This window comes from Rhizobium deserti (assembly GCF_004358025.1).
In the GTDB taxonomy this organism is placed as follows: Bacteria; Pseudomonadota; Alphaproteobacteria; order Rhizobiales; family Rhizobiaceae; genus Neorhizobium; species Neorhizobium deserti.
Map to the genome: position 1 here is coordinate 753,199 of NZ_SMTL01000001.1, position 11,842 is coordinate 765,040.

The window sequence follows — 11,842 nt, forward strand, 5'->3', positions numbered from 1 at the left end:
TCCCCTCCTCCGACGCCGCCTCACCGCGTTCATCCTAGACTTAAAACGAAAGGTACTCCCATGAAGATTGACCTCACCGGCAGGACGGCGCTCATTACCGGATCGTCAGGCGGAATAGGATTCGCAGCTGCAGCCGCACTGGCCTCCTCCGGCGCAAGCGTCGTCGTTAACGGCCGCAGTTCCGAGAAGGTCGACGCCGCTGTCGAGCGCCTGCGGTCTCTCTCGCCGTCGTCTTCGGCTCAAGGATTCGTAGGCGATCTTTCAAAGGCCGACGTTGCTGAAAAACTGCTGGAGGCGCATCCGGAATGCGACGTCCTAATAAATAATCTGGGGATGTACGCCTGGAAGGACTTCTTCGAGACGTCGGACGCCGAGTGGGAGGATTTCGTGTCTGTCAACGTCACCTCCGGCATCCGCCTTTCCCGCCTATATATGCCGGGGATGATGCGGAAAGGATGGGGCCGAGTGATCTTCGTCTCCTCCGAAAGCGCGATCAATATTCCCGCCGACATGATTCACTACGGGATCACCAAAACTGCTCAGCTCGCCCTGTCCAGAGGCCTTGCGAAAAGGGCTGCAGGGACTGGGGTGACAGTCAACTCGGTTCTCCCAGGTCCCACCCTATCCGACGGCGTTGTATCCATGCTGGAAGGCGCGACCGGACTTAAGGGCGAAGGGATCCTCGGAGCCGCTGACGACTTCGTCAAGGCCAACAGGCCCACCTCCATCATCGGCCGTACCGCGACCGTCGAGGAAGTAGCCAACATGATCCTCTACGTCGCATCGCCCCTCTCCTCGGCGACGACGGGGGCGGCTCTGCGAGTCGAAGGTGGCATCGTGGACACAGCGTTCTAGTAGCAACGTCGGCCGGCTCGACGCCCGAGGCTGCCCACAGGGGTTCTTTATCGGTGCGTTCATTGAAAGCATCATTCTGTTGAGCTCGCCTCGGCCGGCTGGCCGCGGCACTGACGATTAGGTGCCCCAGCGCGCGCCGCGGCGACTCCTCCAATCTCGGCCTGCGAAGCGGCCTCAGTCACTCATAGGGAAGGTCCTTGGGCGGCTGTCGGCGTGTAGTCATGCCGCGACGAACCGGTATGTCCTGCCGGAGCGCTCCACGCGGCCCAGCCCGCTGCCAAGCCAATGGTAGCCAAGGACGTCATATGAACTTGCGGCGAGCTCGTCCAGCAGCCGCTTCCGGGTTCGAACACCGATGTCCCGGTCCACGTCGAAGCCGAAGCCCCAGTCCGGGTTCTCGAATGGCACCAGAGGATTGGTTATGGCGTCGCCGACGATGAAGAGGCCTTCGCCGCCATGCAGATGGAGCGACAGATGGCCGGGCGTATGACCAGGAGTCGCGCGGGCAACCAGACCCTCTACGACCTCCTGCCCGTCGCGGAGGAGTGTCAGAGAGTCACCCATAGCGGAGAAGCATTTGACCGCAAGATCCGCGAACGCATGGAGGCTCTCGGGCCTCCGGCCTTTGAATTCGGGATCACGCCAAAAGGCGTATTCGGCCTGGCCGACGAAGTAGGAAGCATTGGCGAAAACCGCCGCGCCCTCACCGTCGATCATTCCGCCGACGTGGTCCGGGTGCATGTGGGTGAAGACGATCTTTGTTACGTCCTGAGGTATGATGCCGTGGAGTCGCAGATTTTCGACCAGATTTCCTGCTGTATCCTGGAAGCTTCTTCCCGAGCCTGCATCGACCAGAATGACGTCGTCGCCCTTCCTCAGAACCGGGACGTGCGCACTCATGGGAGCGCTCCCCCATCCTCCTCCAAGCCTTGCAAGCCAGTAAGGGCGCTCCGTTTCCGGAGCGTCCGGCACCACTATGGCCGCCGGAAGCACAATGATCCCATCGGATGCGAGCGTCAGTTCGAAGTCGCCATAGCGGAGCGGCCGAAGATCATGAGGATCCTGCATCGTTCTATTCCTTGTGTAAGCGTGGTTGCCACAAGGCACCAAAACCAATAGAGACACCAGAGTCGAAAATGACATTATTGATGGCAATTATGACTCGACGTCGAGCAAATATCGGCATCCTCGCCTACGACGGCGCTCTCCAGTCGTGCGTGTATGGGCTGCAGGAAATGGCCAACATTGCGAACAGCTTCAGACAATGCGAGGAGGAGCCCGTCATCCGCACGGCCGTCTGGCGGGTCTCCGCTTCAGGATGCGTTGAGCCGGACCTCCCGTCGCAGCTGTTACGTTCGGACCTGGACTTCCTCGTCCTCCCACCCGTCGGACGCGGGGATCTGCCGAGCGGACCTGTCGAGCCATGCTGCTCGTGGATTGCGGCGGCGCACGGCGAAGGTGTCTGCCTCGCGTCTGCCTGCGGAGGCGCATTCTATCTTGCCGCTTCGGGAGTTGCGCGAGGAAGGCGTATCACGACCCACTGGTCGCTTGGCGAGCCGCTTGCCAAGGTCTGCGACGCCGCCGCCGTGGATACGACCGAGATGCTTCTGGACGACGGTGACCTTATCACCGCGGGAGGAATGATGGCGTGGATTCACATGGGGCTGCGTCTGATCGAGCGGCTTCTTGGACACGGCGTCATGCTCGACACGGCGAGGTTCATGGTAATCGACCCGGCCCTGCGCCCGCAAAGCCGCCATACTTCATTCAGCCCCCGCATGGACCACGGCGACCAGCAGGTGCTGGCGGTCCAGCAGTGGCTGCATGCGAACGCGGCGGCTGACGTAAGCTTGCCGAAGATCGCCGCGATGGCGAAGCTTGGAGAACGAACTTTTCTGCGCAGGTTCGCCAGAGTGACGGGACACAACCCGACCGAATATTGCCAAAGGCTGAGGGTGAGCCGTTCCCAAGGCCTTCTTGAGAGTTCTTCAATGTCGGTGGAGCAGGTTGCACACCTCTGCGGATACGAAGATCACAACTCCTTTAGAAGGCTGTTCAAGCGGTACCTGGGTGTCACTCCCGGAGAGTACCGGATGCGTTCGGCGGCCACACCCGGACGATTTACTGCAGGGCGCTGAACGGCCCGTCGCCGCCAGCAATAGGAGAGTTCGTTGCTTACGATCACGGTAGAATACGATGGACGTCTGGCCGAGGGGGCCGCTCCGGACCTGGAGCAGGCGGCCGACAATGCTCTTCGCCACCTATCCCGCTCGCGCGGTCAGGGGGAGTTCTTCGTCCTGGCCCGAATGAACGGTTTTCCCGCCGCTTGGGAGCAAACGGTGCCGATGACGTACGTGTCGGCAAGCGGTTCCGGCACCCTGCATGCAAGAGATCTGGTCGAACACTACGAAGGCGCGATCGAGACGGTCGCGGCGGTCGCGGGGCTGCGTTACGGCTTCGCTGGCAAGACTCGGACAGCGATCGAAGAGGCGGCGACGTACGCGATCAGCTCCGCAAAGTTCCTTCAACGTCTCGGATGGAGGCGGGTCGACGTCGGCGCCGATCTTAGACGCGCGCTCGCAAGAACCCCTTGGTTGCGAGAAATAGACATCGATGCGCTGCTGCTCAAGCATTCGGCATGAGGGAGCGGAGGCAGGACCGCCTCCGCTCCCTCATCGGCATCAGGCCCTGGCGAATGCCAGTAGATCCTCGTTCAGCTTCTGCTTGTCGGTCACCAGAAGACCGTGCGAGCCGCCTTCGTACACTTTCAGCTGCGCGTTCGGCACGAGCTTCGCGGCCTTGGCGCCGGAAATCTCGATCGGGACGATCTGGTCGTCACTCCCGTGGATGACGAGCGTCGGCACGGAGATCTTCGCAAGGTCCTTGCGGAAGTCGGTTTCCGAAAACGCGGTGAGCGCATGGTAGGCCGCGGGGAACCCGGTCTGCTGTCCCTGGCGCCAATATTCCTGCCGTACGCCCTCGCTGACCTTCGCGCCAGGACGGTTGAAGCTGTAGTACGGCATCGTAACGTCCAGGTTCCACTGGGACCTGTCCGTCTCCACTGCCGAACGGAAGGTGTCGAACAGCGACTTGGGAGCTCCTTCCGGGTTGTCCGTCGTCTGGAGCAGGAAGGGCGTCACGGCCGCCACAAGGGCGATTTTCCGGACCCGCTTCTGGCCATGACGGGCAGCATAACGCACGACCTCCCCGCCTCCCATCGAGTGCCCGACAAGAACCGCGTCCTTCACGTCGAGCTCCTCAAGCAGGGACGCGAAGTCGTCCGCGAAGGTGTCGTAGTCGTATCCCGACGAGGGCTGGCTGGAGCGCCCGAAGCCGCGGCGGTCGTGCGCGATCACGCGGAAGCCCCGCTGGGAGAGAAAGAACATCTGGTTCTCCCAGGCGTCCGACGACAGAGGATATCCATGCGAGAACACCACCGTGGGGCCGGCGCCCCAATCCTTGTAGTAGATGGACGTACCGTCCTTCGTCTTGTGGAAGCCCGAGCTGCCGGCGATGGAAGGCTTGCTCGCAGCAGCCGTAGCCGCCGAGGGGCTCCCGAGAGCGGCTCCCACAAGTCCTGCGCCAGCGACTGCGGTCGCAGCTCCCAACAGAACACCCCGGCGCGAGCTACCATGCACGTTTTGGTTGCTAGTCATGATCCTTATCCTTTTTTAGAAGCCAAGGCGGCGGGCGTCTTCGGCTAGGAACTGCTGACCAGAGCGGTTTCTAACCTCGGGGAGATCCGCGACCCTCTGGCGCCATGCACGCAGCTCAGAAAGCTCTTCCGGAACAGTCATTCCCGCGGCCTCCGCGAACGCTAGTCCAGCGAAAACAGTTATGTCGGCCATCGAGAAGTAGTCGACGGCGACGAAGTCCCTACCCCGTAGAATGCCGTCGAAATAGCGCATCCCTTCCTCGACGGCCTGGCGGTTGCGCTGCGCCCATTCGGTCCTTCCCTGCCATTCCGGGCTCTTGAAGGCCTGCAGGGCCTCCCCGAGGCCGGGCGTGCCGTAGTGGAAGTAGATGCCGACGGGATCGATCAGCATCGCCTCGGCGCGGCGCTGCATCATGTGGATAAGTCCTTTCTCCAAAGGGGACTTGCCAGTGAACACCGGATCGCCGTCGAGGTTGTCGAGATATTCCGTGATTGCAGTCGCCTCGGATATGAGCGTTCCATCTTCCAGCTCCAGCACTGGCACGACGCCGGACGGGTTCTTTGCGAGGAAGGCTTCCTGTTTGTGCTCGGCGCCGATCAGGTCGACCGGCACGAACTCGATCTTGCTGTCGAGGCCCTTTCCGGCCAGGACGATCCGGATGCGCGCGGGGTTCGGGAAGCCGGAGCGGTCGTAAATCTTCACTGTTAGATCTCCTTATCTAGTGATAGATAGGCATTGTGTATATTCACATCCGGTCCTCTGTCAATATCTATTTATCGATAGATAGGTGTGCTTGCCATGTTTGAGTTTGCGGGTTATCTATTGATAGATAAGGAGATCTCGATGGACACGCGAGAGAACATCATGCACGTCGCCAAGGAGATGGTTCAGTCCCATGGCTACAATGCGCTAAGCTTCCGGGAAATCGCTAAGGCGATCGGCGTGAAGAGCGCGAGCATTCACTATCACTTCCCCACCAAGGGACACCTGGGCGCGGCGCTTGCCGCGCGGTACACCGAAGATGCTGAAAATTTCCTCGGCGCGCTGCAGGTAGAGCCGGCGCACCTTCGAGAGACGGTGAAGTCATACATCGCCGCCTTCAGGGCCGCCCTTCTCAACGATAACCGCATGTGCCTGTGCGGGATCATGGTGGCGGAGCGTGACGACCTGCCCGACAACGTCAGGGTCGAGGTGGACCGCTTCACAGACGTGAACGTCAAATGGCTCGAAATCCTCCTGCGGAACGTCCATCCGCAGATGCCGCGAAAGGAAGCCGCATCGCGCGCCCTCGCAATCTTTTCGGCGATCGAGGGCGCTCAGCTGATCGCTCGAGGCCGTGGAGACGTGAAGGTGTTCGACACCGTCGTTGCGGCCTATACGGACGCCGGGCTGCTCCCGTAGAGAATCTCACAGGCCACTAAAGCTGCTACGCCTCGCGCTTCCGGCTCGGCGGATGTCCAAACTTGGATTTGTAGGCGCGGCTGAAAGCAGCCTCGGAGTCGTAGCCTACGCTTCGTGCGACGTCCTTGACCTGCATCGGAGAGCGATGGAGGAGCTCGAAGGCGGCCGCGAGACGCCAGTTGTGCAGGTATCGCAGTGGCGGCTCGCCGATCAGAGCCACGAAGCGACTAGCGAAGCTCGATCGAGACATGCCGGCGACCCTCGCCAGCTCCGCGACCGTCCAGTTCCGTTCCGGGTCGCGATGCAGACGCGCAAGGGCCCGGCCCACCCTGTCGTCCCCTAGTCCGCCGATCCATCCTCCGGCGCCTCCCATCGAGCGGGCCCAGGTCCTGATGCACCGGATCACAAGGATGTCGATCACACGGGAAATCATGAGGGACGCCCCCGGTTCCGGCGCCTCTATCTCGAGCAGGAGGAACTTTGCGACGTCGCCGATCAGCACGGCGGCGCTGTCATTTGCGGCCGAAATGTGGATCATCCTTGGAAGAAGCCTCAGAAGCGAGGCGGCGGCGGCCGCGTTCTCGAACTGGAATGTGGCGCTGATCGTCCTTGCCGCGGCGAGTGGCGAGGCCGTCCCGTCCAACCGCGTCCGCAGCCGGTAGCGGCTCGCCGAGTGTGGCAGAACAAGAATGTCACCGGGTGCGAGGAAGGCTACGGCGCCCTCGCCCAGATCCAGTTCAATCGAACCGTGTTGAACCACGTGCAGCGCGGGTCCCGCCGACCAGGCGAGGTCTGTCTGCGGCTGTGAAAAGACTGCTCCCCCTCTCAGCTGGACGAACCTGAGCACCTCGGACAGCAAGTCCGGCTCGAGCTCATTTCTGGACGCTGGGGCAAGCGATCCGTCGTCTCCGTCATGTACCACGGGGAGGCCAATCTCTAGGGTCGGAGGGGTCGGATGACGCATAGGGAGCCGGGCCTCAGCCGCGCCGGCACTTGCCCGGAACGCAGTTCCAGGACTGGGCGCCGATCGCGCCCTGCCAGTCCGGCACGCCAAGAACAGCAACAGTCAGGATCTACAAAATGCGTAAAGTCATTATCTCGGCCACAGCCGCGCTTCTCTCGGCCTTCGCGTCCGTCGCCTCGGCCCAGACGCCGGCCAAGAACGTGGTCCTCGTGCACGGAGCATTCGTCGACGAGACGAGCTGGCAGCCGGTCGCAGACCTGCTCGCCAAGCGCGGCTACCACGTGACCCTGGTCAAGAACCCTCTCACCTCGCTGGAGGACGATGTCAGGGCAACCCGCGAGGCACTCGCGCAGCAGTCGGGTCCGACGGTTCTCGTTGGACACTCCTGGGGCGGCGTCGTCATTACCGAGGCTGGAGACGATCCCAAAGTCACGGCGCTCGTGTACGTCAGCGCGTTCGCCCCTGAAAAGGGCGAATCTGTCGCAGCTCTCGGGAAGAATGGCACTCAGACCGAAGGTATTAAGAGCATCAGAGCGGACCAGAAGGGCTTCCTTACCATCGATCCCCAGGCCTTCCCCAAGGTCATCGCGGCAGACCTCCCAGACAGCATCGGCCAGGCTCTTGCGAAGTCGCAGCTTCCGTTGAACCACGTGAAATTCGACACGGCCGTTACGCGAGCCGCCTGGCACGATAAGCCGAGCTTCTACGTGGTGAGCACGCAGGACAAGCTTCTCGACCCTCGCGACCAGCACTTCTTCGCCAACCGCATCAAGGCGCAGACCGTCGAAGTCGAGGGGAGCCACGCTTCGCTCGTGGTACGTGCAAAGGACGTCGCGGACATTATCGAGAAGGCCGCCTCCTCCAAGTGAACCGAAAGGATCGAGCGGCGGGGGATCACCTCGCCCGCTCAAGCCCAGCACCGGAACAGATGGCCCTCCAGGAGCAACGCTCCCGTCAACACTGCCTTTAAGTTCTGACAGAAAATGCTGGCAGCGGGCCAACATCCGTCAGCATTGCATCTCCTTTTGGTTCCAGTTCGGCCCATCGTCATTCTCCTGTTTTGGGCGGCGCCAGCCGTGGAGCAGCCGAGATAGGAACTGATTGCCGACCGTGGAAGCGAGAATCCAATTCCGGGTTTGAATAGGAGATATTCTTGCGGAACATCGAGAAGACTGCTCATGCCGCGAGCAGCCCCCCTTCCTTGGCGACCGACTTGAAGCAGGCCGCCAGTACGTCGACGGGCTCGACAAGAATTCCGGATCCGGCACCGTGGAGCAGCCACATCCGTACGATTGGACGAAAATCGGGGGTCTCGACCACCATGAGCTCGCTCCTCCATCGACTTGCGTGGACTGCCGAAGGCGTCGTCAATCCAATCCCGTGGCCGCTCGCGACGAGAGCAAGCCGCACGGAGGGGTCCGCGACCTCGACCGCCACGTCGAAAGGCAGGTTTGCGGCGTTGAGGCTCTGCCTAACGTAGTTCCTGAAACCACAGCCTGTCTGGTTAAGGACCCAAGGGTATTCGGCAAGGTCCTGCAGCATGGTCCGATTGGAAAGGCCATAGCTCCTGGGCGCAACCACGACGAGCTCGAGTAGACCTAGGTCGATGGCCCGGCCGCTCTCAACCGGCGCCGCTCCTTCAGACATGAACACCACCGCCGCATCGAGCTCCCTACGGACCACGCGCTCCGCCAGGTCGGACGACCAGCCGGACGAGAGTTTCAAAAACAGTTTGGGAAAGCTTTCACGAAGCGCCGCTACTCCCGACGTCACCGCCTCCTCCGAAACGTGCGGCATGAAACCGAAGCGGAAGACGCCGCCCATGCCTGATCCGGGAGAGACGTGCGCCCGGAAGGCGTCGATTTCCCGAAGTATCTTTCGGCCGTGCTCATATGCCCTAATGCCCGCAGCTGTCGGCTTGTACGGCTTGCTATCCCGTTCCAGCAGCCGGGCGCCGAGGTGATCTTCGAGATTTTGTATCCGCCGCGTCAGACCAGGCTGGGTTATGCGCAGACGCGCGGCCGCCGCGACGACCGACCCCGTTTCTATGACCGCTATAAGCGCCTCCACGTCCCTAATGTTCATAACAATCTCGCATGACGTTTATCGATATTATCTATTTGATGCATAACATTGGCTTTGGGTAGATGTCACTATCTGTAGATCAAGGAGACACGAGGCATGACCATTTTACAGGAAGAACTAGAAGGTCTCGTGGAGCCGCCGCGGGAAAAGACCGCGCCTCCGGTCGTTCTGTTCGCCACCGCGGTAGGCGTCATCATCACGAACCTCTTCGCCCCACAGACGATGGCCGGAGCGATCGGCGGAGACTTTGGACTCACCGCCAGCTCGAGTGGCCTTGCGGCAACGATAACGCTCGTCGGATACTCGAGTGGTCTTTTCCTGCTGGTGCCGCTGGCCGACATCTTCGAGAATCGGAAACTGGTCATGCGCATGCTCGCCTGCGCCGCCACCGCTGCGACAGGTATTGGTCTCGCCCCGAGCACATGGCTGCTGTTCGTGCTGATGTTCGTCCTCGGCGCCGCCTGCTCCGCCATTCAGATCCTCGTGCCGATCGCCGCCTCCATGGCCTCTCCGGAGAGTCGCGGGCGTGTGATCGGAGACGTGATGGGAGGGCTGATGGTCGGCATCCTGCTGGCTCGCCCCGCCGCAAGCTTCCTAGCCGACCTATGGGGATGGAGGGCGTTCTACTTCTTCAGCGCGGGCGCAATTGCGCTGCTGGCGGTTCTTCTAGCAGTCCGTCTCCCGGAGCGACGTCCGGACCGCCTTCATGGCTACGGCGCCTTGATCGCCTCCCTGTGGCACCTGCTGGCGACAGAACGAGTGCTGCGAAGGCGCGCCCTCTCGGCGGCGCTCGTAATGGCCGCGTTCAACCTGTTCTGGACCTCGGTAGCGTTCCTGCTGCAACGGTCTCCTTTCGCGCTGGATCAGACGGGGATCGCGGTATTCGCACTTGTGGGCGCGGGAGGCGCAGCGGTCACGCCGGTCGTCGGACGACTATCGGACAGAGGTCTTGGGGGGCGCGTTACCATCTTCTCCCACGTACTGATGGTTCTCGGTTTCGCGGTCGCCGCCTGGGCGGGTTCGTCGAACGGGGCGCCGACGGCGGTGCTGCTTGCCTTTCTTGGAGCTGGAGCGGTCCTGCTAGACGTCGGTGTAACGGGAGACCAAACTGTGGGCCGGCATGCCATAAACCACCTGCGGCCGGAGGCGCGGGGCCGCATAAACGGCCTGTTCGTCGGCATCTTCTTTATTGGCGGAGCGGTAGGATCGGCCGCTTCCGGCTTCCTCTGGACGGCGGGGGGTTGGCCCCTCACCTGCCTTGGCGGCGCCCTGTTCGGTCTGGCCGCCTTCCTGTTTCACGTCGTGACGAGACGGGCGTGAGAACCGCCCGGCGGCGCTGCCGGCCTGTTCAGCCCTTGAGAAGGGCCTGTGCCGTGTCCACGGCGGAGGTTCTGGCAAAATCGGAGAACTCATCCGACGCCACCGCCCGCGAGACCTGCAGGGCGCCGACGGCAAGGCAGAAGAGGGCCATGGCCCGCCGCCTGGCAACAACGTCTCCGCCAACGCCGCTGGAAAGCTTGTCGACCCAGCGCCCGACCGCCTCCTCGTATTCCCGGCGAGTTCCAAGCGGAGACCTGGCAATTTCAGGCAGAAGTGCCGCCGAGGGACATCCGAGGGACGGGTTCTTAGTGTGCCCGGCGGAAAGATAGGTCCGTAGTATTTCTAGGAGCGCGTCTGCGCCACACGGGTCGGGAGTGGAAGACAGCTGTTCCTGAAGCGCTACACTCAGGGCCTCGCGAACCAGATCATCCTTGGACCCAAAGTGGGTGTAGAACGCCCCGTTGGTCAGTCCCGCGTCCTCCATCACCGCCGCGAGGCCAGAAGCCGCCACGCCGTCTGCCTTGAAGCGCCTGGAGGCCGCGTCGAGGATCCGCTGTCTGGAAACGCTCTTTTGATCGTTCTTGTATCGCATGCATACCTAATAGGTCATTTCCTGTTGCATTACGATCATAATATGAAATTATGGTCATAATTTTATCGTGTAGGAAGAAAGTTGGATTGATGGGAAAGAGACATCTTGTAGCCCTGGTAACCGGCGCGACCAGTGGCATCGGGCTCGCCACCTCCAATGCGCTTGTCCAGGCGGGCTACGCGGTCTACGGGACGACGCGGCGACATGCTCCCGAGCCCACCGGCGACGTCAGTCTGATCACTTGCGACGTCAGGTCGGAGGAATCGGTAGCCGACGCCGTCGGCTTCGTGCTGGATCGGGCGGACCAGATCGATCTCCTGGTCAACAACGCGGGCGTTGGCCTCCTGGGGGCTGTTGAAGATTCGTCAGTCGCGCAGCATCAGGAGCTTTTCGACCTCAACGTCTTCGGCGCTATCAGGACGTGCAAGGCGGTCCTGCCGTCCATGCGTCGCCGCGGAAGCGGGCGGATTGTCAACATCAGTTCGGTGCTGGGCTTCATACCTGCCCCGTTCTCCGCCGCCTATGCCGCCTCCAAGCATGCGCTGGAAGCCTACAGCCAGTCGCTTGACCACGAGGTGCGCGGCCAGGGAGTCAGAGTGGTGCTGGTCGAGCCCGCCTATACCCGGACGTCGTTCGACGCGAACATGCTGAAGCCCGACCACCCGAAAGATGAATACCTGAAGGCACGAGCAGGCGCCGACAAGCTGATCGAGCAGGCGATCGCGAAGGCAGATACGCCGGAGGCGGTGGCCAAAGTGGTCATCAGGGCGGCTACGGCACGATCCCCTGCCTTGCGATACCAAGCTGGTGGTCTCGCGCGCAGTCTGGAAGTGGCACGAAAGCTCGTGCCCGAAAAGATGCTGGATGGCATGCTGCGCAAGCAGATGCAGCTCGATCGGACCGGCACTTGATCGCCGCTCACACGGCGTTGCACATGAACCATCCCGCCGCTAACGTGCGCAGGACCAG

The 11,842-nt window shown here is 61.9% G+C and carries 13 protein-coding genes; 7 read left to right on the plus strand and 6 right to left on the minus strand.

Translation table 11 applies throughout. The annotated features are described in order from the left end of the window. The first annotated feature begins 60 nt into the window (after positions 1-60). Positions 61-855 (plus strand): SDR family NAD(P)-dependent oxidoreductase, encoded by a 795-nt coding sequence (locus E2F50_RS03645; RefSeq protein ID WP_133314677.1) that lies wholly within the window; start codon positions 61-63, stop codon positions 853-855. Between the two features lie 219 nt (positions 856-1,074). Here E2F50_RS03645 and E2F50_RS03650 read toward each other — a convergent pair whose 3' ends face one another. Further along, on the minus strand, positions 1,075-1,923 hold the full coding sequence (locus E2F50_RS03650) for an MBL fold metallo-hydrolase (RefSeq protein WP_161973973.1): 849 nt from the start codon (positions 1,921-1,923) through the stop codon (positions 1,075-1,077). 68 nt (positions 1,924-1,991) lie between these two features. Between E2F50_RS03650 and E2F50_RS03655 the strand changes: the two genes are divergently transcribed. Together E2F50_RS03655 and E2F50_RS03660 are read left to right on the plus strand one after the other, a co-directional pair. After that, the gene (locus tag E2F50_RS03655; RefSeq protein ID WP_161973976.1) at positions 1,992-2,993 is read left to right on the plus strand and encodes a GlxA family transcriptional regulator; all 1,002 of its coding nucleotides are present in this window, start codon (positions 1,992-1,994) and stop codon (positions 2,991-2,993) included. Positions 2,994-3,026: 33 nt separating this feature from the next. Further along, positions 3,027-3,497: a hypothetical protein gene (locus E2F50_RS03660; RefSeq protein ID WP_133314680.1), complete on the plus strand. Its 471-nt coding sequence runs from the start codon at positions 3,027-3,029 to the stop codon at positions 3,495-3,497. Positions 3,498-3,536: 39 nt separating this feature from the next. Here E2F50_RS03660 and E2F50_RS03665 read toward each other — a convergent pair whose 3' ends face one another. Both E2F50_RS03665 and E2F50_RS03670 read right to left on the minus strand, forming a co-directional pair. Next, entirely contained in the window at positions 3,537-4,511 is a 975-nt protein-coding gene (locus E2F50_RS03665; protein ID WP_133314681.1) for an alpha/beta fold hydrolase, read from the minus strand. 15 nt (positions 4,512-4,526) lie between these two features. Next, a complete protein-coding gene (locus E2F50_RS03670) occupies positions 4,527-5,213 on the minus strand; it encodes a glutathione S-transferase family protein (protein ID WP_133314682.1) in 687 nt (228 codons plus the stop codon). Positions 5,214-5,309: 96 nt separating this feature from the next. Here E2F50_RS03670 and E2F50_RS03675 point away from each other — a divergent pair, with 96 nt between their 5' ends. Further along, positions 5,310-5,912: a TetR/AcrR family transcriptional regulator gene (locus E2F50_RS03675; protein ID WP_245515281.1), complete on the plus strand. Its 603-nt coding sequence runs from the start codon at positions 5,310-5,312 to the stop codon at positions 5,910-5,912. A 25-nt stretch (positions 5,913-5,937) separates the two neighbouring features. Here the strand turns inward: E2F50_RS03675 and E2F50_RS03680 are convergent, their stop codons facing one another. Further along, a complete protein-coding gene (locus E2F50_RS03680; RefSeq protein ID WP_161973979.1) occupies positions 5,938-6,771 on the minus strand; it encodes an AraC family transcriptional regulator in 834 nt (277 codons plus the stop codon). 221 nt (positions 6,772-6,992) lie between these two features. Between E2F50_RS03680 and E2F50_RS03685 the strand changes: the two genes are divergently transcribed. Further along, a complete protein-coding gene (locus E2F50_RS03685) occupies positions 6,993-7,745 on the plus strand; it encodes an alpha/beta fold hydrolase (RefSeq protein ID WP_133314684.1) in 753 nt (250 codons plus the stop codon). 307 nt (positions 7,746-8,052) lie between these two features. Here the strand turns inward: E2F50_RS03685 and E2F50_RS03690 are convergent, their stop codons facing one another. Further along, positions 8,053-8,961, minus strand: a complete 909-nt coding sequence (locus tag E2F50_RS03690) for a LysR family transcriptional regulator (protein WP_133314685.1) — start codon at positions 8,959-8,961, stop codon at positions 8,053-8,055. Positions 8,962-9,057: 96 nt separating this feature from the next. Between E2F50_RS03690 and E2F50_RS03695 the strand changes: the two genes are divergently transcribed. Further along, the gene (locus E2F50_RS03695) at positions 9,058-10,281 is read left to right on the plus strand and encodes an MFS transporter (protein WP_133314686.1); all 1,224 of its coding nucleotides are present in this window, start codon (positions 9,058-9,060) and stop codon (positions 10,279-10,281) included. Positions 10,282-10,309: 28 nt separating this feature from the next. Here E2F50_RS03695 and E2F50_RS03700 read toward each other — a convergent pair whose 3' ends face one another. Continuing rightward, positions 10,310-10,873: a TetR/AcrR family transcriptional regulator gene (locus E2F50_RS03700; RefSeq protein WP_133314687.1), complete on the minus strand. Its 564-nt coding sequence runs from the start codon at positions 10,871-10,873 to the stop codon at positions 10,310-10,312. Positions 10,874-10,962: 89 nt separating this feature from the next. On the opposite strand from E2F50_RS03700, the gene E2F50_RS03705 reads away from it, so the two are divergent. Beyond that, positions 10,963-11,784, plus strand: a complete 822-nt coding sequence (locus tag E2F50_RS03705) for an oxidoreductase (RefSeq protein WP_133314688.1) — start codon at positions 10,963-10,965, stop codon at positions 11,782-11,784. Positions 11,785-11,842 lie beyond the last annotated feature (58 nt).

Bases quoted from the DNA above. Each gene is read 5' to 3' on its own strand.
- E2F50_RS03675 (WP_245515281.1), top strand. From the start codon at position 5,310: ATGTTTGAGTTTGCGGGTTATCTATTGATAGATAAGGAGATCTCGATG.
- E2F50_RS03645 (WP_133314677.1), top strand. From the start codon at position 61: ATGAAGATTGACCTCACCGGCAGGACGGCGCTCATTACCGGATCGTCA.
- E2F50_RS03705 (WP_133314688.1), top strand. From the start codon at position 10,963: ATGGGAAAGAGACATCTTGTAGCCCTGGTAACCGGCGCGACCAGTGGC.
- E2F50_RS03655 (WP_161973976.1), top strand. From the start codon at position 1,992: ATGACATTATTGATGGCAATTATGACTCGACGTCGAGCAAATATCGGC.
- E2F50_RS03650 (WP_161973973.1), bottom strand. From the start codon at position 1,923: ATGCAGGATCCTCATGATCTTCGGCCGCTCCGCTATGGCGACTTCGAA.
- E2F50_RS03685 (WP_133314684.1), top strand. From the start codon at position 6,993: ATGCGTAAAGTCATTATCTCGGCCACAGCCGCGCTTCTCTCGGCCTTC.
- E2F50_RS03700 (WP_133314687.1), bottom strand. From the start codon at position 10,873: ATGCGATACAAGAACGATCAAAAGAGCGTTTCCAGACAGCGGATCCTC.
- E2F50_RS03690 (WP_133314685.1), bottom strand. From the start codon at position 8,961: ATGAACATTAGGGACGTGGAGGCGCTTATAGCGGTCATAGAAACGGGG.
- E2F50_RS03665 (WP_133314681.1), bottom strand. From the start codon at position 4,511: ATGACTAGCAACCAAAACGTGCATGGTAGCTCGCGCCGGGGTGTTCTG.
- E2F50_RS03695 (WP_133314686.1), top strand. From the start codon at position 9,058: ATGACCATTTTACAGGAAGAACTAGAAGGTCTCGTGGAGCCGCCGCGG.